At 42.8% G+C, this 20,512-nt stretch carries 18 protein-coding genes; 13 read left to right on the top strand and 5 right to left on the bottom strand.

Annotated features, from left to right (window positions below; genetic code table 11):
* Positions 1-5: 5 nt before the first annotated feature.
* The 9 genes from mutL (at position 6) to radA (ending at position 9,529) form a co-directional block, all read left to right on the top strand.
* Positions 6-1,742: a DNA mismatch repair endonuclease MutL gene (mutL, locus tag AS194_RS03425; protein ID WP_058024074.1), complete on the top strand. Its 1,737-nt coding sequence runs from the start codon at positions 6-8 to the stop codon at positions 1,740-1,742.
* A 52-nt stretch (positions 1,743-1,794) separates the two neighbouring features.
* Positions 1,795-2,958 (top strand): tRNA (adenosine(37)-N6)-dimethylallyltransferase MiaA, encoded by a 1,164-nt coding sequence (gene miaA, locus AS194_RS03420; RefSeq protein ID WP_058024073.1) that lies wholly within the window; start codon positions 1,795-1,797, stop codon positions 2,956-2,958.
* 417 nt (positions 2,959-3,375) lie between these two features.
* A complete protein-coding gene (gene hfq, locus AS194_RS03415) occupies positions 3,376-3,906 on the top strand; it encodes an RNA chaperone Hfq (protein ID WP_058024072.1) in 531 nt (176 codons plus the stop codon).
* Positions 3,907-4,126: 220 nt separating this feature from the next.
* Entirely contained in the window at positions 4,127-5,119 is a 993-nt protein-coding gene (locus AS194_RS03410) for a KpsF/GutQ family sugar-phosphate isomerase (protein ID WP_058024071.1), read from the top strand.
* 76 nt (positions 5,120-5,195) lie between these two features.
* Complete coding sequence (locus AS194_RS03405; protein ID WP_058024070.1) at positions 5,196-5,762, top strand: KdsC family phosphatase; 567 nt, start codon at positions 5,196-5,198, stop codon at positions 5,760-5,762.
* The gene (lptC, locus tag AS194_RS03400; RefSeq protein WP_058024069.1) at positions 5,759-6,343 is read left to right on the top strand and encodes an LPS export ABC transporter periplasmic protein LptC; all 585 of its coding nucleotides are present in this window, start codon (positions 5,759-5,761) and stop codon (positions 6,341-6,343) included. Before AS194_RS03405 ends, lptC begins: the two co-directional genes overlap by 4 nt.
* 153 nt (positions 6,344-6,496) lie before the next feature.
* Positions 6,497-6,979, top strand: coding sequence for a lipopolysaccharide transport periplasmic protein LptA (gene lptA / locus AS194_RS03395; protein ID WP_227511569.1), 483 nt, complete (start codon positions 6,497-6,499; stop codon positions 6,977-6,979).
* A 135-nt stretch (positions 6,980-7,114) separates the two neighbouring features.
* The gene (lptB, locus tag AS194_RS03390; protein ID WP_371532639.1) at positions 7,115-7,825 is read left to right on the top strand and encodes an LPS export ABC transporter ATP-binding protein; all 711 of its coding nucleotides are present in this window, start codon (positions 7,115-7,117) and stop codon (positions 7,823-7,825) included.
* 267 nt (positions 7,826-8,092) lie between these two features.
* Positions 8,093-9,529, top strand: coding sequence for a DNA repair protein RadA (gene radA, locus AS194_RS03385; protein WP_058024066.1), 1,437 nt, complete (start codon positions 8,093-8,095; stop codon positions 9,527-9,529).
* Positions 9,530-9,625: 96 nt separating this feature from the next.
* Here radA and AS194_RS03380 read toward each other — a convergent pair whose 3' ends face one another.
* Together AS194_RS03380 and rodA are read right to left on the bottom strand one after the other, a co-directional pair.
* Positions 9,626-10,240 carry a septal ring lytic transglycosylase RlpA family protein gene (locus AS194_RS03380; protein WP_058024065.1) on the bottom strand — a complete coding sequence of 205 codons (615 nt, stop codon included), beginning with the start codon at positions 10,238-10,240 and terminating at the stop codon, positions 9,626-9,628.
* Positions 10,241-11,288: 1,048 nt separating this feature from the next.
* Positions 11,289-12,431: a rod shape-determining protein RodA gene (gene rodA / locus AS194_RS03375; RefSeq protein ID WP_058024064.1), complete on the bottom strand. Its 1,143-nt coding sequence runs from the start codon at positions 12,429-12,431 to the stop codon at positions 11,289-11,291.
* A gap of 282 nt (positions 12,432-12,713) precedes the next feature.
* Between rodA and AS194_RS03370 the strand changes: the two genes are divergently transcribed.
* Both AS194_RS03370 and AS194_RS03365 read left to right on the top strand, forming a co-directional pair.
* On the top strand, positions 12,714-13,682 hold the full coding sequence (locus AS194_RS03370) for a D-Ala-D-Ala carboxypeptidase family metallohydrolase (protein WP_058024063.1): 969 nt from the start codon (positions 12,714-12,716) through the stop codon (positions 13,680-13,682).
* 497 nt (positions 13,683-14,179) lie between these two features.
* Entirely contained in the window at positions 14,180-14,674 is a 495-nt protein-coding gene (locus AS194_RS03365) for a hypothetical protein (protein WP_058024062.1), read from the top strand.
* A gap of 132 nt (positions 14,675-14,806) precedes the next feature.
* Here AS194_RS03365 and AS194_RS03360 read toward each other — a convergent pair whose 3' ends face one another.
* The 3 genes from AS194_RS03360 to AS194_RS13715 all read right to left on the bottom strand — a co-directional run bounded on the left by AS194_RS03360 (position 14,807) and on the right by AS194_RS13715 (position 18,166).
* On the bottom strand, positions 14,807-16,249 hold the full coding sequence (locus AS194_RS03360) for a M16 family metallopeptidase (protein WP_227511565.1): 1,443 nt from the start codon (positions 16,247-16,249) through the stop codon (positions 14,807-14,809).
* A 200-nt stretch (positions 16,250-16,449) separates the two neighbouring features.
* Positions 16,450-17,949, bottom strand: a complete 1,500-nt coding sequence (locus AS194_RS03355; RefSeq protein ID WP_058024060.1) for a M16 family metallopeptidase — start codon at positions 17,947-17,949, stop codon at positions 16,450-16,452.
* 64 nt (positions 17,950-18,013) lie between these two features.
* Complete coding sequence (locus AS194_RS13715) at positions 18,014-18,166, bottom strand: hypothetical protein (RefSeq protein WP_156770952.1); 153 nt, start codon at positions 18,164-18,166, stop codon at positions 18,014-18,016.
* A 293-nt stretch (positions 18,167-18,459) separates the two neighbouring features.
* On the opposite strand from AS194_RS13715, the gene ftsY reads away from it, so the two are divergent.
* The gene (gene ftsY, locus AS194_RS03350) at positions 18,460-19,830 is read left to right on the top strand and encodes a signal recognition particle-docking protein FtsY (protein ID WP_058024059.1); all 1,371 of its coding nucleotides are present in this window, start codon (positions 18,460-18,462) and stop codon (positions 19,828-19,830) included.
* Positions 19,831-19,884: 54 nt separating this feature from the next.
* Complete coding sequence (locus tag AS194_RS03345) at positions 19,885-20,457, top strand: methylated-DNA--[protein]-cysteine S-methyltransferase (protein WP_058024058.1); 573 nt, start codon at positions 19,885-19,887, stop codon at positions 20,455-20,457.
* Positions 20,458-20,512: the final 55 nt, after the last annotated feature.

Below are 20,512 nucleotides of genomic sequence, written 5' to 3'. Positions count from 1 at the left end.
TATCCATGCCAGATAGCCATGCCTATACCCGTATCAAAAAACTATCGCCGCTGCTCATTAATCAACTAGCAGCAGGTGAGGTCGTGACGCGTCCAGCAGCGGTCGTCAAAGAGCTGCTCGAAAATGCTATTGATGCAGGTGCCACCGATATTGAGATACGTATTACTCAAGGTGGTATGGGCATGATTGAAGTGGTGGATAACGGTGTGGGTATTCATCCTGATGATATGGTGATGGCGATTACGCGTCATGCGACCAGCAAGGTCGCTGATGTTGCGAACTTGCACGGCATTACGACGCTCGGTTTTCGCGGTGAAGCATTGGCAGCGATGGCGGCTGTCTCTCGTTTGACCTTGACGAGTAGCCATGATGAGAGTGGTATAGGCCGTCAACTACAGGTCGCTGGGGTGTTAGATGATACCCCAAAGCTAACACCAGTCGTTCATAATCGCGGCACAACAATCATAGTCAAAGACTTATATTTCAATGTGCCTGCCCGCCGCGGTAATTTAAAATCTATTGCCACTGAATTTGGCCACATCGAGACCATCGTCCGTGAAGTCGCACTGGCGCGAGCTGATGTCGCACTGACACTTTTTCATGACAATAAAAAGCGGTTATCATTGTCTGCAAATGCTACAAACGTTAACGATAATGATGCTAACCGTCTACCGTTGCCGCGTTTAGAACAAGCGACTGGTATGCCATTAACGGACAATGCGCTAGCAGTATCGATAGATCTATCGAGTCTTGTGCAGTCGTCTGTAGCGTACGGCGATAGCACAGTTGATCGAGCAGCAATCAGTGGCTGGTTATGGCCGATGACTGATGAGCAAAAAGACTTGCCAAAGCTGATCTATGTGAATGGTCGCTTGGTAAAAGAGGCGTTGATCAGTAACCAAATGCGTCAACTTGCTCAGAGTGCTCAGCTAGCAGGTATGGGGTATGCGCTTTATTTTGAGTTGCCAACTCAGTGGCTCAATGTCAATGTGCATCCATCGAAGCAGCGTATCAAAATCAGTCCGCTAAACAATATCATGGCTCACTTAAGCCATACGATTCGTTCACAGCTGAAAATAGTCAATGCTACGCCAAAGGTTGCTAGCCCCGATAATCCAGAAGTGTCAAAAAAAGACGTCTCTGTAGATAATTTGTCTGACACACATTTGCCTAATGATATGCCTATAGATCACACAAGACAGAGCAGGCAAGTACAAGAACCTAGACAATCATATCAATCTGCTTCAAGCAAATCATTTTCAAATAAGTCGCCAGCTAAAGAATCAACACCATCTTATGTCGATAAGCCGTTACAGCAAAGTCGCCATACTTCGTATCGTTCATCCGAAGCGCCTACAGTTTCATCCTTACCAATCTGCTTGGATATTATTAATGATGCAGAGGCTCTTGTTATCGATTCAACCGCAACTGATAAAAACCTACCTTGGCTCTTATTTTATCATCAAGGGCAATGTCTATTAATAAGTACTAAAGACTGGCAGTCAAAGGTAAGCCAGTTATTTGAATCATCTATATTTAGCAATAAGGTATTTAAAAAAGATAAAATGTCAAACAGTGCTATGGAGATCAATCAACAGCTTACAACAGTAAGCTCGCAAATGACTGCACAAGACTCAGCAGTTTTTGTTGCAGATCTCGCTGATATACTGACAAGAAATGCGATCAAAATCTTAGACAGTCATCGTTTAGTCACACTAATGTTATCTTCTACATCCGAATAAATATCAAGCTGACTACTATTTTAGCCAACTACATATTGAGAAAGGCAATTCTATGCAATATTCGTCTGATAGCGTCTCTACTAATCTGCCTGATAATAGTGTCGTGTGTCTGATGGCACCAACTGCTAGCGGAAAAACAGCATTAGCATATGAATTATACGATACAGGCCGTTTTGAACTGATTTCTGTGGATTCAGCACTGATATACCGCGATATGAATATTGGTACCGCAAAACCAACAGCAGATGAGTTAACGCGTTATCCGCATCATTTGGTTGATATTATTGATCCCATGCAAAGCTATAGCGTCGCTGAGTTTGTTGGTGATGTAGCACGTCTTATTGATGAGTGTCATGAGCGCAAAAAGATACCGCTGTTAGTAGGCGGCACTATGATGTACTACATGGCGCTACTCGATGGCCTGTCTTCAGTGCCTGATAGCGATGACAGCGTACGTGCACGCGTAGAACAATGGCGTCAAGAGGAAGGTATCAGTGCTTTATATGATTATCTTGGCAATGTTGACTCAGTTAGCCATCAGCGTTTGAATGCGACGGATACTCAGCGCATTACTCGGGCAATTGAGGTTTATTTGCAGACAGATAGGCCCATAAGCGACTGGCAGCGTGAGCCAAAACAAGCTTTGGCCCATCATCCAGAACAGCAGTGGCATGCATTGTCAGTGATACCAGACCGCCCGTGGTTACATGCGCGTATCGAACAGCGCCTTGATATCATGTGGAAAGAAGGGTTAGTGGCAGAGGTTGTTGGCTTACTTGAGAAGTACCCGCTGACCCCTAATATGCCGTCGATGCGCTGTGTGGGTTATCGCCAAGTATTAGAATATCTCGTTCGTACGCAACATCCAGTATTGGATAAAACCCATTTGGACAAAGCCCAATTTTATGAAGCCTTCGCAGACTCTAAAAGCCTAATGGCCATAAATAAGATAGAAGGCGAGGGCGTGTACACAAATGCTCAGCCAGATGTGTCCTATGCTGAGACCGAAGCGCTTGCTTGTCAGGAAATGCAAAATAAGGCATTATATGCCACAAGGCAGCTGGCAAAGCGTCAGTACACATGGTTGCGAAAAGTAATACAGCTCCCTAATGCTTCTTCAGCATTGGCAATGGGATCTGATAGTACTGCTACTAATAACACCATAGTACTAAAAACATTTGCGACGATGGAGCAGGCAAGAAATTATCTGTATTGAAAAGATGTTTCTTGCTTTTTACTTTATAAGAGTCAAACTTAATGTGGATTATTTTCGTAGAAAGCTCTATTCAGAGATAAAAGCATAATCACAATTAGTTTCAAAAATTAGCATAGATAGCTGTTATAATTTAAATTATCTGAAAATGCAGTAGGAAACGAATATAACTGCTTCGATAACAAGCATTAGTTGACATTTGTAGATAAAATAATTAGTGAAACAAGTAGTTACTTAATTATTTACAATAATAACGTATTCGCGATAAAGTGGAATAACTTAAGAACAATGAATATTTATTTAGATACGTTTTATAAAGAAAACATATTATTGTATCTACCTTTTAGCCACTATAATTAAATTGACACTTAGAATAATTGGCACTCAAAACATAACTATATAATATTTAGGAGAGATTTCATGTCAAAAGGACAAACTTTACAAGATCCATTCTTGAATTCGCTGCGCAAAGATCGCATTCCTGTCTCTATTTTTTTGGTTAACGGTATCAAGCTGCAAGGCCAAATTGAATCGTTCGATCAATATGTTGTACTCCTCAAAAATACAGTCAGTCAGATGGTATATAAACATGCCATCTCAACCGTAGTGCCAGCTCGTAACCCGCGTAGTAGTACAACCACTACAGGTACTGGCGCTCAACCTCAAGGCTTAGCGCAAACTGGCTATCAAGGTGGTGGCTTTGAGCGTGGCAGCAATCCTGCTGCGGGCGGTTTTGAAGAGCGTGGTTTCGCCTCTAGTCGTAGTGGATTTAATCGCGGAGGGTTCAGTCAAGGTCAAGAACGTGGCTTTGAGCGTGGTAGCTTTGGACAAGGTCAGGAACGCGGTTTTGAGCGCGGCGGCTTTGGACAGGATCGTGGTTTTGATGCACCGACAGACGGTACGGGCTTTGAAGAAAAGCCGGACAACGGATCGAATGATACCAATAGTTAATTAGTTGTACGAATTGAGTGTATTATCCAACTATACATCAAGAGACATGATTTATACGATTAAGACCTGCTGCTATAGTGGGTTTTTTTTATATAAATAAGCAGATAGTTACTGTAAAAAATAATGGCTGCCTCCATTATATAAATGGTAGGCCATTATTAATATGAAACAGAGTATAGTAAAATACTAGGTTGATTCATTATAAAAATAGAGCAGATTCATGAGCGATACTAAAACTGATTTGACCCATGAGCAATTTATCACAACGGCTATTGACGCGATTAATACTGAGATATCTGCATTAGCATTGTTGACAGAGCAGATAGATGACAGGTTTGCACAAGCATGTGACGTTATTTTGGCTTGTCAGGGTCGAGTGGTAGTAACGGGCATGGGTAAATCAGGATTGATTGGACGTAAAATAGCAGCGACTTTTGCCTCGACGGGTACGCCTGCTTTTTTTATGCATCCTGGTGAGGCAGGTCATGGCGATTTGGGCATGCTTGTCAAAGGTGATGTACTGCTTGCTATCTCGAACTCTGGTGAATCCGATGAGATTAAGATGCTACTGCCAGTGGTCAAACGCTTGAACATCCCTCTAATTAGTATCAGCCGAGATAAACGCGGTATGCTGCCACGAGCGGCTGATATTGTTTTGACCCTTGGCCACTCACAAGAGGCTTGTCCGCTCAATCTTGCCCCTACATCGAGTACAACGGCTACCTTAGCGTTAGGGGATGCTCTAGCGGTCGCCTTGGTACATGCTCGTAACTTCACTTCTGAGGACTTTGCATTATCGCATCCAGCGGGCGCATTAGGTCGTCAACTATTGACGCGTGTCGAAGATTTAATGCATACCAAGTCAGAAGACTTACCTTTGATTCACCAACAAGCACCGCTACAGCAAGCACTATTTACGATGTCTGCTGGACGCTTAGGGATGACAGTGGTGACGGATGATAATGAGAAAGTCGTTGGGGTATTTACAGATGGTGACTTACGCCGTGTTCTTGAAAAAGGTATTGATCTACAAACGCCGATGAATGAGGTAATGGTTAGTAACCCACGCCATATCAGTAAAACAATGCGCGCATCGGATGCCTTGAGTGTCATGAATGAAAATGGTATCAGTCAATTACTAATTATTGATAATGAAGATCGTTTAGAAGCAGTCATTACTGTTCATGATCTATTACAAGCTGGTGTAAAGTAATTCATTAATAGTTGATAGAACGATTGGTTTTTCATATAAAATAGTTAGAAAAATATTCGTCAAAAAGAGACAAATAATGCAAGATTTAATAAAAAAAGCCGGACAAGTAAAGCTATTGGTCATGGATGTCGATGGGATTTTATCTAATGGTCAAATTATCTACGACGCAAATGGTATCGAAACCAAAGCGTTTTCAGTACAGGATGGCGTGGGTGTTAAGTCTCTAGCGCGTTATGGCATTTTAACTGCTATTATTACTGGGCGTAGCAGCGCTATGGTTGATAAACGTGCAACAGAAATGGGTGTCAATCACGTGGTACAAGGACGGGATGATAAGCTCATTGCACTAAAAGAGTTATTATCGTCTCTTGATCCTGCGCTCAATATTACTGCTGCCGACTGCGCTTATATGGGTGATGACTTGCCAGATATTAAAGCGATGCAAACGGTAGGGTTTGCAGCAACCGTGCCCAACGCACACGCGGAAGTCATAAAACGCAGTGATATGGTCACCACTCGAGCAGGTGGTACCGGCGCAGTACGTGAAGTATGTGATCTCATCTTGAAGGGTCATGGACATTATCAAGACTTTATCGCACATTATACGCTTGATGAAACTCAAGCTCAGGATGAACTGTCGTGAATACACGTGTTCTTATTATATTAGCGTTGATTATTGCCGGTATTGCGGGCTGGTTTTTCCAGCAACAAGGGGATGTATCGCCACCAGTCAATATCGAGACGACAGATGTCGATTATGAAGCCACTGATATCAAAGCAGTTCAGACGAATGAGCAAGGTGAAACTGAGTATGAACTTACTGCTGAGTCTTTAACGCATAATCCTGAGACCAATCAGGATGAGATGTCAGGCATCACGATGAATTGGGAGCCGTCAACAGAGCAGCGCTACCGTATTCAAGCAGGTAGTGCAGCCATCAGTCAGCAAACAGGGGAGTTGAGCTTATCAGGTGGTTTTACACTGGTTAGCGAAGGTAATAAAGAGGCGTCTGATATTGAGCCAATCAAAGTGACTGGTAGTACCCTAAAAGGCAATACAAAGTCTGGTCAAGTGTATAGCGATGAGCCTGTCAAAATTGAACAAGGGATGAATCGTTTTGAAGCATCCAGCATGACTGCCAATCTGGAAACGGGTGAATATGAGTTTGGGCAAGTTGCTGTCGCTTTTACGCCCGCTGATCGTCAAGACAAAGCATTATTTTAAACTAGCGTTTTCTACTACATTAAAACAGCAGCCATCATGAAGTTTGCAAATCCTATCACCAATTATGAAACGAGTTATTATATGAAATCTAAATTTTTGCCTACTTTATGCGCATCAATCTGCTCACATAAGCTACGTGTTGTTCCAACGTTTATGTTGTTAGCCCTACCATTGTATAGCCATGCACTGCCATCAGATGCCAATCAGCAAATCAAACTGCTAGCGGACAAGGCCACTTATAGTGAGCGTACTGGCGTCACTAGTTACTCAGGTAATGTCATTATTACTCAAGGTACTTTTAAAATGACTGCGGACAATATTACAGTCAATCTCTCGCAGCAGCGCAGCATTAATTCAGCGGTAGCGACGGGTCGTCCAGCAACTATGCAGCAGGTTGTGACGCAAGAAAAAGGCTTGGCAAAAGGTCAGGCAAATAAGATTGATTATAACGCGGTATCTGGCATTATCACCTTAACAGGAAATGCCAAGCTGGTTCAGAATGGGGCAAGTTTTGCCGGTAATGTTATTCGTTATAGTCTAAAAGCAGGTGATGTAGAAGCGACCGCTGGTGGTAATCAGCGAGTAGAGTTGGTATTTCCACCAAATAATAATACCAACCAAAGTGGCGTTCGCTAACCTAGCCAACCAAAGCATGAATAGGTTTTTGGTAGTATACGAATATCGTGAAAGCAAGAGTAAGCTATGAGTGACAGTAAAAATATAGATTCTTCAGTATCAAATAGCAATACGGCGCCTGTCGCTCGCTTGACTATGCAAAATTTGGGTAAACGTTACGGCAAGCGCTGGGTAGTCAAAGATGTCTCGTTTTCTGTTGAGCAAGGCCAAGTTGTTGGACTGCTAGGCCCGAATGGTGCTGGTAAAACGACCAGTTTTTACATGGTGGTGGGACTGGTCAATATGGATAAGGGCCGTGTCACTCTAGGAAAAATGGATCTGTCTAAATACGCTATGCACGAGCGTGCTCGTGCTGGTATTGGTTATTTGCCGCAAGAAGCGTCGATTTTCCGTAAATTATCTATCGAAGACAATATATTGGCGATTTTGCAGACTCGTACAGAATTAAGTAAAGCTGAGCAGCAGCAAGAGCTTGAAAAGCTGATTGGCGAATTTCATTTAGAACATGTACGTACCTCACTTGGAATGAGTGTGTCAGGCGGCGAGCGTCGTCGCTGTGAAATTGCTCGTGCGCTAGCAGCGGATCCTAAATTTATCTTATTGGATGAGCCATTTGCCGGTGTAGACCCCATTTCTGTTGGCGATATCAAGGACGTTATTTTGACACTGAAAAATCGTGGTATTGGTGTCTTAATCACTGATCACAATGTTCGTGATACGTTAGCCATCTGTGAAAAGGCTTATATTGTTTCAGAAGGGGCTATCATTGCCGAAGGTACTTCATCGGAAGTCTTAGAAAATGATCTGGTCAAATCTGTTTACTTAGGTAAAGACTTTCAAGTATAGCCCGCTGTGATAAATCATTTTTTACTCATATTCTTATCTACACGAACTGCTGATTTTAGCATTGCAACTAACTTATAAAGCCAGCAGTCAACATCTTCATTATATTTAGAATAACCTACGCTTAACGCTCTCCCTTCTATCAAATACAGCTTTGGATACTCACAACTGACTGATCGCGACAAACACTCTTACATTCCCACTCATCAAAGAGCGTACGATATTTTATTCATTATTCTCGACTAATCATCTGGATAAGGCTCATCATTTATGGCAAAAAATAAAAGCAGTTATGTCTGTCAGAATTGCGGCGCGCATTTTGGCAAATGGGCAGGGCAGTGTACAGATTGCGGTGAATGGAATAGCTTGGTAGAAGCGCCAAATGTCAGTATGCCGCATCACAATAAAAGTACTGCCAAGCCTAATGCCAGCCGTTCCACTTCTCGTAGTACTGCTGCACCAGCTGGTAACTACTCTGGCACTCACAGCGCAGTTATGCCACTTAACGCAGTCAGTGTGACGTTAGACACACGCTTGCCAACAGGCATTAGTGAGTTTGATCGTGTGCTAGGTGGTGGATTGGTAGCTGGTTCTGTCGTACTAATTGGTGGTGATCCTGGTATTGGTAAGTCAACCATATTGTTGCAGACAGCGACTAATATGGCACGTGCTGATTCTTTGGCAGGTAGTGCGCTTTATGTGACTGGCGAAGAGTCACTTGCACAAGTAGCTATGCGTGCCAAACGCTTAGATTTACCTGCTGATAGACTTCGCGTACTCGCAGAAACCAATGTGGAAACCATTTGTGCGGCCTTGACCCAAGAGCAGCCAGCCATTGCTATTATTGACTCTATCCAGACTATTTATACTGACGCCATCAATTCTGCACCAGGCGGCGTCAGTCAAATCAGAGAGTCTGCCGCGATCTTAACGCGCTATGCAAAGCAAACAGGTACAGCGCTATTTTTAGTGGGCCATGTGACGAAAGAAGGCACTTTAGCAGGCCCACGTGTACTTGAGCATATGGTCGATACGGTATTGTATTTTGAAGGTCAGTCTGACTCACGTTTTCGGATGATTCGTGCAGTCAAAAACCGTTTTGGTGCGGTTAATGAGCTGGGTATTTTTGGCATGACTGACATGGGGCTCAAAGAAGTTGCCAACCCATCAGCGATATTTTTGAGCCGTTATGATAAGCCCGTTGCTGGATCTGTTGTTATGGTTAGCCGTGAAGGGACTAGGCCATTACTGGTTGAGGTGCAAGCGTTGGTGGATGACTCCCAAGGACAGCCTAGACGCATGGCGTTGGGTTTGGACTTCCAGCGTTTGTCCATGCTACTAGCAGTGATGCATCGTCATGGTGGCATTCATACCAGTGGACAAGACGTCTATGTCAACGTTGTTGGTGGCGTCAAAGTCATAGAGACTGGATCTGATTTGGCAGTGTTGTTGGCATGTGCCTCAAGCATCAAAGAAAAGCCATTACCATCGTCATTAGCAGTGTTTGGTGAGGTCGGTTTATCTGGTGAAATCCGTCCAGTACCCAACGGTCAAGAGCGTTTAAAAGAAGCGATGAAGCATGGGTTCAAACATGCGATTATTCCAAAGGCCAATGCACCTGCTAAAGATGCGCCTCAATTTAAAGGAATCAATGTGATTGCTGTTGAACGTCTTGACGATGCCATCGAAAGTGCCTTTGAGTTATAGATAGTCTCAGGAAGTATAAAGGATGTTATCAAAAAAGCGCCTAACTCATGATAAGTTAGGCGCTTTTAGTGTTTGTCTTATATGAATTGTCTAAACTTAAGGCCCTGAAACACGCTCAATAGAAACGTTACCAACACCTTTGTTTGTGATACCTAAACGCTTAGCAGCGCCGTAAGATAAGTCCATAACACGGTTGCCATGGAATGGGCCACGATCATTGACTTTTACTACAACGCTCTTGCCATTCGTCTTGTTGGTCACTTTGACATAGCAGTTGAGTGGTAATGAGCGATGTGCTGCCGTCAAACCATTCATGTCAAAGGTTTCACCGCTGGCTGTTTTACGACCATGAAACTTACGACCATACCAAGAGGCAAGACCAGTTTGCTTAAATTTACTAACAGAATTAGAGGCTACTGCGGTTAGACGCTCTAACACATCTTCATCATTGGTGACTTGAGTGGTATCACTCGCTAATAGTGAACTACTAAGTGCTAATGAAGTAGGCTGACGTGCTGATTTGACCAAACTTGATGCACCATCATGCTGACGGCTAAGCTCACCAAGTACACGATCGATATGGGAGGCGTTATCTTGTGAAATCATCGCAAGGGAGGTTTTTGCTTCTACAGCATTTACATTTGTAGCAACTGCAGAGCCAGCGAATAAAACTGCCGACATAGTAAGTAAACCAGATAAACGCTTATTCATAAATACCTCTATAACTTATACACCAAAACCTAACTCTAAATTTTTAGATTGAGTATGACAGCGTTAGACCAATCTAACAGTGAATCAAACTCTAGAATCTTTATATTAATCTATTGTTTTGATAGCGATTAATATTTAGGGCGAGACTCTTATAGGTTTCAATATATGGCAATTTTTCATTTTATGATCATAAGTAGCGGTAGTAATGACCGTAGTTACTTAGGACATGCTTAAATGATAGTCAGCGATATTCATTGAGTACTTATTTTTAACTTAGAGAGTAAGTACCAATGTCACTATATGTCGTATCTATAAAACTTCCGATATACAAACTTTCTGATATTGCTAAAGTAATGAAGGGTTTAAAAGTTTTTGCGTGATGCTTTGTTATTAAACCGTTAATTAAGTAGTGTATTTGAAAGTCTGAAATCTACAAGATGCTAACTATACGACCAATCTACAACCAAAGTATAATTAAATGCAAAGTTTGTTAGTGGCTATGTACGGGTTATGTATCAAAGTACAGTAAAACGAGGTTAACGCAATTTTTTGTAAAAAACAAGAAATAAAATATTTCAGCCCTGATTTACAATTCATTTTTGTTAAAAAATCACTGTTAATGACAGTATGATACAAGTAATTAAATAACAATGCTTTATGTCTCATAAAGCCTTTTGATAGGCTGGTCATGACTGGGGATTATGTAGTATCTATTAAAAGTAACAAAATATTAATAGTAGAAAAATCGCTGATACTTTGATTTAATCTAAACTTTGTTGTCATTAGTCATGCGAGAGTGCTTTATTTTATGCTCAGTGTTTTTGAGAGATATAAATGATGTGTGTTTGTCATATTTCAATGATAATTTACTGATGTTTTATATATAGTAGAACCTCAATAAAATTGATACAGCATAGGAAACGCGCTCGATTAAATGCTACTTTGCTTGCTATGACTGCGTCTCCAGAGGCTGCGAAAAATAGCGTTTAATCTTGCTATACCATTTTTATAATGGTTTCACCATATAAGGTATTGATTATAAGTGTTTTTAACCAGATTTGTGAGTGTGAATCGACATCAATAAGCCAAAACCTGCCATCAAAGTCACGATAGCGGTACCACCATAGCTGATGAAAGGAAGGGGTACGCCAACAACAGGTAAAATACCGCCAACCATACCGACATTGACGAATATATAAACGAAGAAAGACATGGCAATAGCGCCCGCAAGCAGCCTGCTATAAATGTCAGGATGGGTGAAAGCGATATACAAGGCACGCGACAAAAGGCAAAAGTAAATAAACATCAGCAGCATGACACCTAGTAAACCAAATTCTTCAGAGAAAGCTGCAATAATAAAGTCAGTATGACCTTCTGGTAAAAAATGCAGATGCGACTGTGTGCCTTCTAAATACCCTTTGCCAGTGAGACCACCTGAACCAATAGCGGTCTTTGATTGGATAATATTCCACCCAGCACCTTGTACATCGGCTTCAGGATTGAGTAAGGTTAGGACGCGCGTACGCTGATAATCATGCAACAAAAAGTTCCAAGCAAACGCAATAAAAGGTATCGCTAAAATCACAGCAGCAGAAATCAGACGCCAAGACAGACCTGCCAAGAACAGCACAAAAATGCCACTAGCAGCGACTAAAAGCGAAGTGCCAAGATCAGGCTCTTTTGCAATCAATAACACGGGTACGATAATCAATGCCAGAGTAATGGAAATACTGGACGGTGATGGCGGAAGATCACGCTTGGACAAAAACCAAGCACACATCATCGGCATACCAAGCTTCATAAACTCAGACGGCTGCACACTACCAAACCCAGGTAAGTTGATCCAACGCTGAGCACCCATACGCACTTCACCGATGATATCAACCAATACCAACAATATAAGACCTAACACGTAAAATATAGGCGTAAAGGTACGGTAAAGGCTTGGCGGTATTTGTGCCATCGCAAACATTACGGTGAATGCCACACCGTAACTTACCATCTGACGTATGACCATGCCAACGTCTTGACTGGCAGCACTATATAAAATCGTCAGGCCAATGCAGCAAACTGTTAACAAAAGCAAGGTCAACCACGGATCGATGTGAATACGTTGCCAGATCGTCGGTGCATGACTTTTGCCTAAGTGATGGCTCTGACGTGAAAAACGGTATTGCGGGTTAGAAGACATAGGCAAAGTTTGGCTAGCAGTTGGAGTAAAAGGGAGAGGTTATCTAAGCTGTCTTATATAAAATATGTGATGAGTATTTGACGGTCTCTATTCTAATAGAAGCTCACGGACAAAAAAACAAGCAGATACTTAACATCTAGGCAATAAAGTCACTGAATTATAAAAGTGATAAGGATAAGTGTTAATTACGAATATCCTGCCTCAGATTAGAGGCGATAGTTTAGCCTGCTTGCTGAAAATTTGATAGTATCGATAAAACGTTTTTAGCGGTAGATTCCTGCAATGATAAAATCAAAAAACCGTAACTATGGACAAATCCAGAAGCCTATTCTTGCACTGGTTGTTTGTATGAGTAGCATCAGTGTTCATGCCGCTATTATAACTGATAGTAGTGAACGCCGTATCGAAGTGCGTCAAGGCAGTGGCGACACTAGCAATGCTTATATATCGCCTTCTAACAATGTCTCTAGTCAGCGCCCTGGTGTCACTATGTTAAGTGGCGCAAATGCATCAAATGGCGATAGTATGCAAAGCTTGATTGCACAAAAGCAGCGTGATTTTGAAATTGATGCCAGTCTGTCTATCGAGGAAAACAAACGCGTTAATGTGAACCAACGAAGAGCGACTTATAATACAACTTACCGTAATAACAGCTATAGCACAACGAATAACACCTATAATAGTGCTAATAACGATCTTACGAGCATGGACTTTAATGCATGGCTCAACAGCAATAGTTACCGTGCTAGGCAAGTAGCCGAATATCAGCGCTATTTGAGTGCACGTGTGGGTGCACAAAATGTACCACCACTGTCTCAGCTACTTACCACCGCGCGCAGCTGGGACAAATGCGGTTATGAGCCTTATCAGCTGCCGCCGCGAGAGTTGTGGGCCAATATCGTGCCAACACTACACCTCTATAGTGAGCTAAAAAATCAAGGCATTTTGCCTCTAAGTACTGAGATACGCTCGGTGTATCGTAGCCCTGGGCTGAACGACTGTGCTGGCGGTGCTGGCAGTAGCAAGCATATGAATGCAAGTGCCATGGATATTTGGGTGCCAGAGTACGAAGACAACTTATGGCGGCTTAGTACGATGCAGGATGGCCTGTGCCAGTTTTGGCAATATCAAGGACAGTCTTACAACTTTGGCTTGGGTTTATATGCCACAGGTGCGATTCATCTCGATACCGATGGTTATCGTAAATGGGGTTTTAACCATGCCAGTAGTAGCTCTTCTTGTCGCTATTAGATATAGTCAATCCTAAATAAAACAGATACATTATATATCAAGGTGGAACTGGTCTAAATTTTCCTTGCGTGCTGTGCCTACGCAGACAGAGGCTGCGAAAAATTTATCCCAGTCCCACTGTATCGTTTTTATACTGAATTCACTATAGCTAAGGGTTAACGCGTCATAAGCAAGCGCACACTCAAATTAGTGACAATAAAAAAACGAGAAACAGTATAATATCGCTTATAAATTTTAAAGCTAAATGATTAATAGGATGAGCTGGCTAGACGCGCAAGTTCACTAAAAAATTGTTTGGAATTAGAATTTCATGCTCTAATAGTGGCATGTTTATCAATTATCTGTATATCCTTATCGATCTTCAAGGAAGAAGATCACGGTTATTATAAGCGGGATTTATGACAAAGCAGCATTCAGCAGTTGCAAGATGCAGTAAATCGAATGAAAGGAAACAACGTTTTTTTCGCTCAAAATATATTTACACCACGTTAATAGGAATGGCATCATTTTCCGTATTATTGGTGAGTGCCTGCAGTCCAGAACCCTATCCTGAAAACAGCTCGCTGGTGACAGATAAAGCTGCGCTAACACGTGATAGCATCGCACAAAATTCTGAAAACATTGAAGACAGTATTAGAAACTCTTATGCTCGTTTGGCCTCAGAGCGCGCTGATGTATGCCCAAAGTTGATAGAAGAACAGGGTAGTCAGGTTATTGAGCGCGTTGCAGAAGTAATGGTAAACGATTATTGTGACTATTTCCTATATCCTCGAGAGGGTCAGCATATTTCAGTCGCCACCAACAATCGCCAAATCGAAGCCTTACTTATAGTTCCCGCGCTACATAACTTTGCTAATGGTGGTTATAAGGTCATGTCTTACGACAAGCATGTCATTCGACTAAGCTACAATGGTGCCACCTATAAGCCTCAAAACCTCAATTACGACATCGTAATGACCATTTCTGATAACTCTGATAAAGAGTATTCGTAGTCTTTTTTGATAGCACAAGTCAGTGACAAGATAATAAGCAAATGAGTGATGAGTCGGGCATACTGAATCGCTCATCACTCACGCTATTCATTATCTAACTGAGTGAATTTAACCTAGCTTATTTCCCTCTTGTTATTTGGTCGTTTTTGTCGTCGCTTCTATCCCCTTCCAAGGATCGTCTTGCCCAACTGTCACGATTAAAAAGTTATCCGGATTTAAGGTATCGCGCAGCGTTTTGTTGACCCCTGACAGCGTGACTTGATCAATACGGTTGACATAATCGGCCAAGTAAGTGTTTGGCAATTGATAAAAATTCATCATTCCTAACAAACCATTGATACCTGCATTACTTGCAAAACCCATCGGGAAGCTATTTTTGAGATTGTCTTTGGTCAGGCGTATCTCGTCCTGAGTGACTCCTTTTTCTAACGTGTCATCGATAACCGCTAAGCTTGCATCGATTGCCGCACGTGCTTTGTCATTGCGCGTTGAAAAACCAATCTGATAAGGCCCGCGTGCTAGCATCGGATTCATTGATCCTGAAATACCGTAGGTGTACCCGAGATTTTGTCTAATCTCAGTCATCAAACGGGCATTAAAGTCACCACCTGCCATTACCTCGTTACCAACCGCAAAATTGGTTTGCTGCTGCTGGGCTGTTGGATTGGTTGCACGTTTACTGCCTAATTGTCCCATCAATACAGTGGTTTGGGTACTTGGGAAGGGAATATGAATGTGCTGCGATTTAGTGAGAGGTTTAGGCTCGGGTAAATCAGCGGCAGCTTGACCAGCAGGCAGTCTAGTCGTGATATCTTCAGCCAGTTTTTTCGCCTGTACCAAGGTCAGATTGCCTGTCATAGCGATAGAGGCATTTGCCGCCACTAAATACCGATTTTTAAAGTCTATCAGCTGTTGCTTCTGGATAGTTGGCACGCTCTTTAGCGTACCGACTGAGGGATGAGCGTAAGGATGACTGCCGTATAAAGCCTTATCAAAGGCAATACTGGCAAGACTGCCAGGGTCTTGTTTTTGCTGCTGTAAGCCAACGAGTAATCGTGACTTATTACGTGCTAATACCTCGTCATTAAACGTAGGCTCACTCACCATTTGCGTCATCAAATCAACAGCTGGTAAAAGATGTTTATCGTCTGATAAGCTGCGTAGCGAAACAATGAACATATCCTTATAGGCACTACTGCCCAGATTGATGCCTAGTGTTTCAACAGCACGTGTGAACGCATCTTCATCTAAGTTTTTGGAGCCCTGCTCAAGCATCGTTGCGGTCATGTTGGCGATGCCAAAACCGTCTTTACTGATGCTGCCATCACGGGCACTACCAGCGTTGAAACGTAAGTCCACATCGACGATCGGTAAGGCTGTGGTCTGAACGAACATGACAGGGACGCCAGCTTTGGTCTTAAACTCTTGAATCGTTGGCACTGTGACTTTTAAAGATTTGGCATCATCGATACTGGTAAGTTTAGATAAAGCTGCAATCGGCGCACTTGCATCAACAGCAGTAGGGGCTCGGTAATCTTCAGCGCCTGTAGTGTCGGCTTGGGCAGTATTAGCCAATATACTCAACGCAAAAACTATGCTGGTACTAAGGTATGATAGCTTTTTTAATGAGAGATTAGATGATGTAGAGGGCAAAGCATTACTCAAAGATTTGTGTCTTGTTTGAGAGTCATATTTATTCTGAATCATGATGTTCTTCTTATTAAGAATACGGTTATATCGTCGCTTTTATGAGACGTTCTGATAACAGGCAGTATTTATTGTGCTTTGGTAGTGTTCTCTTTTGGGGGCACGATATGCATCACCGTTAAGTTGTCCTTAACCAAATACTTCTTACTGGTAGCCTGAATGTCAGCGACACTGATACCATCTAGTTTGGTTGGTAACTTAGCAAGTAATCTGTCATCTAGCCCGATAGACTGTAGTGAGCCGATCATACGTGCTTGTCCTTCCATGCTGTCTTGTGCATATACTAGGCCAGTGACGGCATTGGTCTTGGCGCGACTGATTTCATCGGCGGCAATGGGATCGGTTTTGAGCTTTTCTATCTCTGATATTATGGCTTGTTGCGCTTGTTCTAAACTGACACCTTCACGTGGTGTCGCTTGAATCATAAATAGCCCATCGCCGCGATCTAACAAATCGTAAGAAGTACCAACCGTGGTCAGTAGACCTTGCTCACGTATCAATCGACTCTCCAAGCGTGCAGATAAACCACCATCAAGTACGTCTTGAGCAAGCGAGAGGGCGTAAGCCTGTTTTTCATTGTTTGCGCCTGCTGTCACTAGGCTAGGTACGTTGTAACCCATTAGCAAAACGGGTACTTGCACCGCTTGCTCAGAGTCTACTTTTTGATAACCACGAAAGCCTTTTTGAGTGACAGCGTTACGCTTAGGTACGTTGCTTGGCGCGAGCTTGCCGAAATAGCGTTTGACTTGAGTGAGTACTTCTTGTGGTTGCACATCGCCGACGATGACTAAAGTAGCATTATTGGGTGCATACCATGTCTTGTACCAGTCTTTTAAATCCGAGAGCTTGATGGATTCTAGCTCACTCATGGGCCCAATGACAGATTCACCCTTTGGACTGTTAGGCAATGCTAGCAAACGAAAGGATTCGTAAGCTTTGGCAAGGGGATTGTCATCAGTACGCTGACGTCGCTCTTCCATGACGACTTGGTGCTCTTTGGCAAACTCTTTGTCACTGAAGGTGAGGTTTTTCATTCGATCTGCTTCAAGCTCTAACGCCAATGGCATACGATTGGCAGGAAATAGCTCGTAGTAGCCCGTATAATCATAGCTGGTAAAAGCGTTATTCACACCGCCAAACTTGGCAATTAAACGCTCATAATCATCACTTGAAACATCAGGAGTGCCTTTAAACATCATATGCTCAAGTAAGTGAGAGATGCCGCCTTTATCCAGCGGCTCATCTGCCGAGCCCACCCGATACCAAATCTGGGTCATGGCGACGGGTGCACGGTGGTCTTCTTTTACGATGACTTTTAGGCCATTTTCTAACTGGTATTCATGTCGACCTGACATATCCATTGTCAACGCAGAGGGCTTTGCCTCATCAGTTGTTTTATTTTTACTAAATGCGCTTTGAGATGACCCATCTGTCGTGACCGTATTTTTTGTAGTGGTAGTCGTGCTAGAAGGTAATGCGGTGGTTTGACAGGCAGAAAATAATGTTGCCATCGTTAAAGCACATGCAATGCGTAATGGCGTAGTAGATAGTGGTAAAGAAAATGGCATGGTATGGTCTACTTATATAAAATAATGACTGAAGTGATGGACGTAATCATAGCAATACAATGCATCACAGTGATGTCTGTGTGCCAATCATGACACTAGCGGTCGGTCTGAACTCTTGCGTAGTATTGCAACCTGCCACAGATAATACAGTTGTCGTTAGCAAAATCGCCACACTGATATTGGCAATGCTTTTATAGTGTTTAGAGAGTGATGACATAAGCGTTTCCTAATAAGGATTTTTGAATGAGTCTTGGTAGAGTAGGCGAAGTCTTGCAAGGAACAAGTCAGAATTTTGTGTCCAAACCTTAAGCAAAACTCTCTCAAATCATTATGTGATTTTTTGAGCAGATAATTTTTGACGACAGTCTACTATGGTAAGGGCTAAGCGCGACTTGAATTATGCTAAAATAGGCTAAAATCCATGGTCATATAGCTGGCAAGCTTATGACAATCTAAAAATCCATTTACAATAAACAAATAATTAATAGCGATAACTTTTAGGGCAAACTTATGAATAACCCAAACAATAGCAACCGTGTGGTCATCAACCTCGATGATGGTCTTGATGACTTAGATGACGATGATATTACCTTACCCAGTTTGCCGGCGCAATCTGTACCCATTATTGATAAAACAGAGAGTGCTGCGCCACAAAGGGATAATACGGCAAATCCAGACGTCTCAAACAATCAGGCAGCAGAAAATATTGCTTTGGCCACGCCAATTGTTATGACAGAAGAGCATAACGTCCCTAAAGGTGCCTCTGAGAGCTTTTCGAGCGCTAAAGAGACAGGCACTACGAGCAAACCTAACACTGCGACAACCATTCCTGCCATGCCATTACAAGAGCAATTAGGCGATACACCAAGCGTGAGTCCAGTCGCTAGCAGTAATGTACAAGCGACTACGCCGCAAGAAACTGCTGAAGAGTCACCAGAAAATAAGAAAAAAGGCAGCTGGTTTAACCGTATGAAGACGGGGCTGAGTAAGTCACGTAAAAATTTGGCCGAAGGGATGGTCAGCATACTTATCGGTGGTAAAGAGATTGATGACGAGCTGTTAGAAGAGGTCGAAGATCAGTTACTGGTTGCTGATATCGGTGTTAACGCGACCAACCGTATCATCAAGAGCCTGACCGAGCAGACTGCCCGTGGTGACTTGATTTATGCCCATTCATTATATAAAGCCTTGCAAAGTGAGCTGGTTGATATCTTAACGCCAAAAGTTGAGCCGCTGGTGATTGATACTAGCAAAAAACCATTTGTTATCTTAGTTGTGGGCGTCAATGGTGTGGGCAAAACCACAACCATCGGTAAGCTTGCCAAGCGTTTGCAAGGTGAAGGCAAATCAGTCATGCTAGCGGCAGGGGATACTTTTCGCGCGGCTGCCACCGAGCAGCTACAGATTTGGGGCGAGCGTAATCATATTCCAGTGGTGGCACAAGGTCATGGCTCTGATAGTGCTTCTGTCATTTTTGATGCGATGCAATCTGCCAAAGCAAAAAATATCGACGTACTCATAGCAGATACCGCTGGCCGTCTACAAAACAAGACGCATTTGATGGCAGAGTTAGAGAAAGTGGTGCGCGTGATGCGTAAAGCTGATCCAAGCGCTCCGCATGAAGGTATGATCGTACTCGATGCTGGCACGGGTCAAAATGCCATTAACCAAGTTGAGCTATTTAACAAGATTGTACCATTGACAGGTATCACCATTACGAAGCTAGATGGTACTGCGAAAGGTGGCGTGGTGTTTAACATTGCCGAAACGACAGACGTGCCTATCCGTTATATTGGTGTGGGTGAGTCGATTGATGATTTGCGCGCCTTTAGTCCGAAGCAATTTGTCGCTGCTTTATTTGAGACAGATGACAAAGAGTAGAACCGCTATTTGTAACGGCTAAACAATCTTTAAAATAATTTGGAAATCAAAGCCATGATAGTGACCGAAGCAGCTTTTGGATCGTATCGATTAACGCTCATTGCTCGTCTCGATGAGCATGACCAGCCTGTGCTCGTTGAAGCCAACTGGCTGCTATCAGGTAATACGTGGCACAACTCAAAGTCTATTCCCAAACTCAAGAAATATTATGGCCTGACAGATGAAGACTTTACCTTTATAGACAGCAATAGCCTAAGCATGAAAGAGCCTACTCAAGCTTTACTGATAGAAACGATTTTCCAACTCAAAGATTATGCTGCTGGTAAACGCAAGACATTGGACTTACCCTTAGATTTTTCTATGGGTACTGAGTTTCAACAAAGCGTATGGCGGGCGCTGCAAGAGATTGGCTATGGCGAAACCATCAGCTATGCCACCCTCGCGCAGCGTGTTAATAGCCCGAAAGGGTTCCGTGCGGTTGCACAGGCTAATGGCAAAAATCCTTTTAGTATTATCGTTCCTTGTCATCGAGTGATTGCGAGTGACGGTAAGCTTGGCGGTTATACAGGTGGATTAGATAAGAAGGAATATCTGCTGGCGCTTGAAGGGGTTAGGTGTAGAACATAAAGATAAATATAACGTTTGAACTATTGAGTGAGTGAGCAGAAAAAGCACCAAACCG

The sequence above is a fragment of the Psychrobacter piscatorii genome, assembly GCF_001444505.1.
Lineage (GTDB): Bacteria > Pseudomonadota > Gammaproteobacteria > Pseudomonadales > Moraxellaceae > Psychrobacter > Psychrobacter piscatorii_B.
This window is presented reverse-complemented; position numbering and strand designations above follow the sequence as displayed.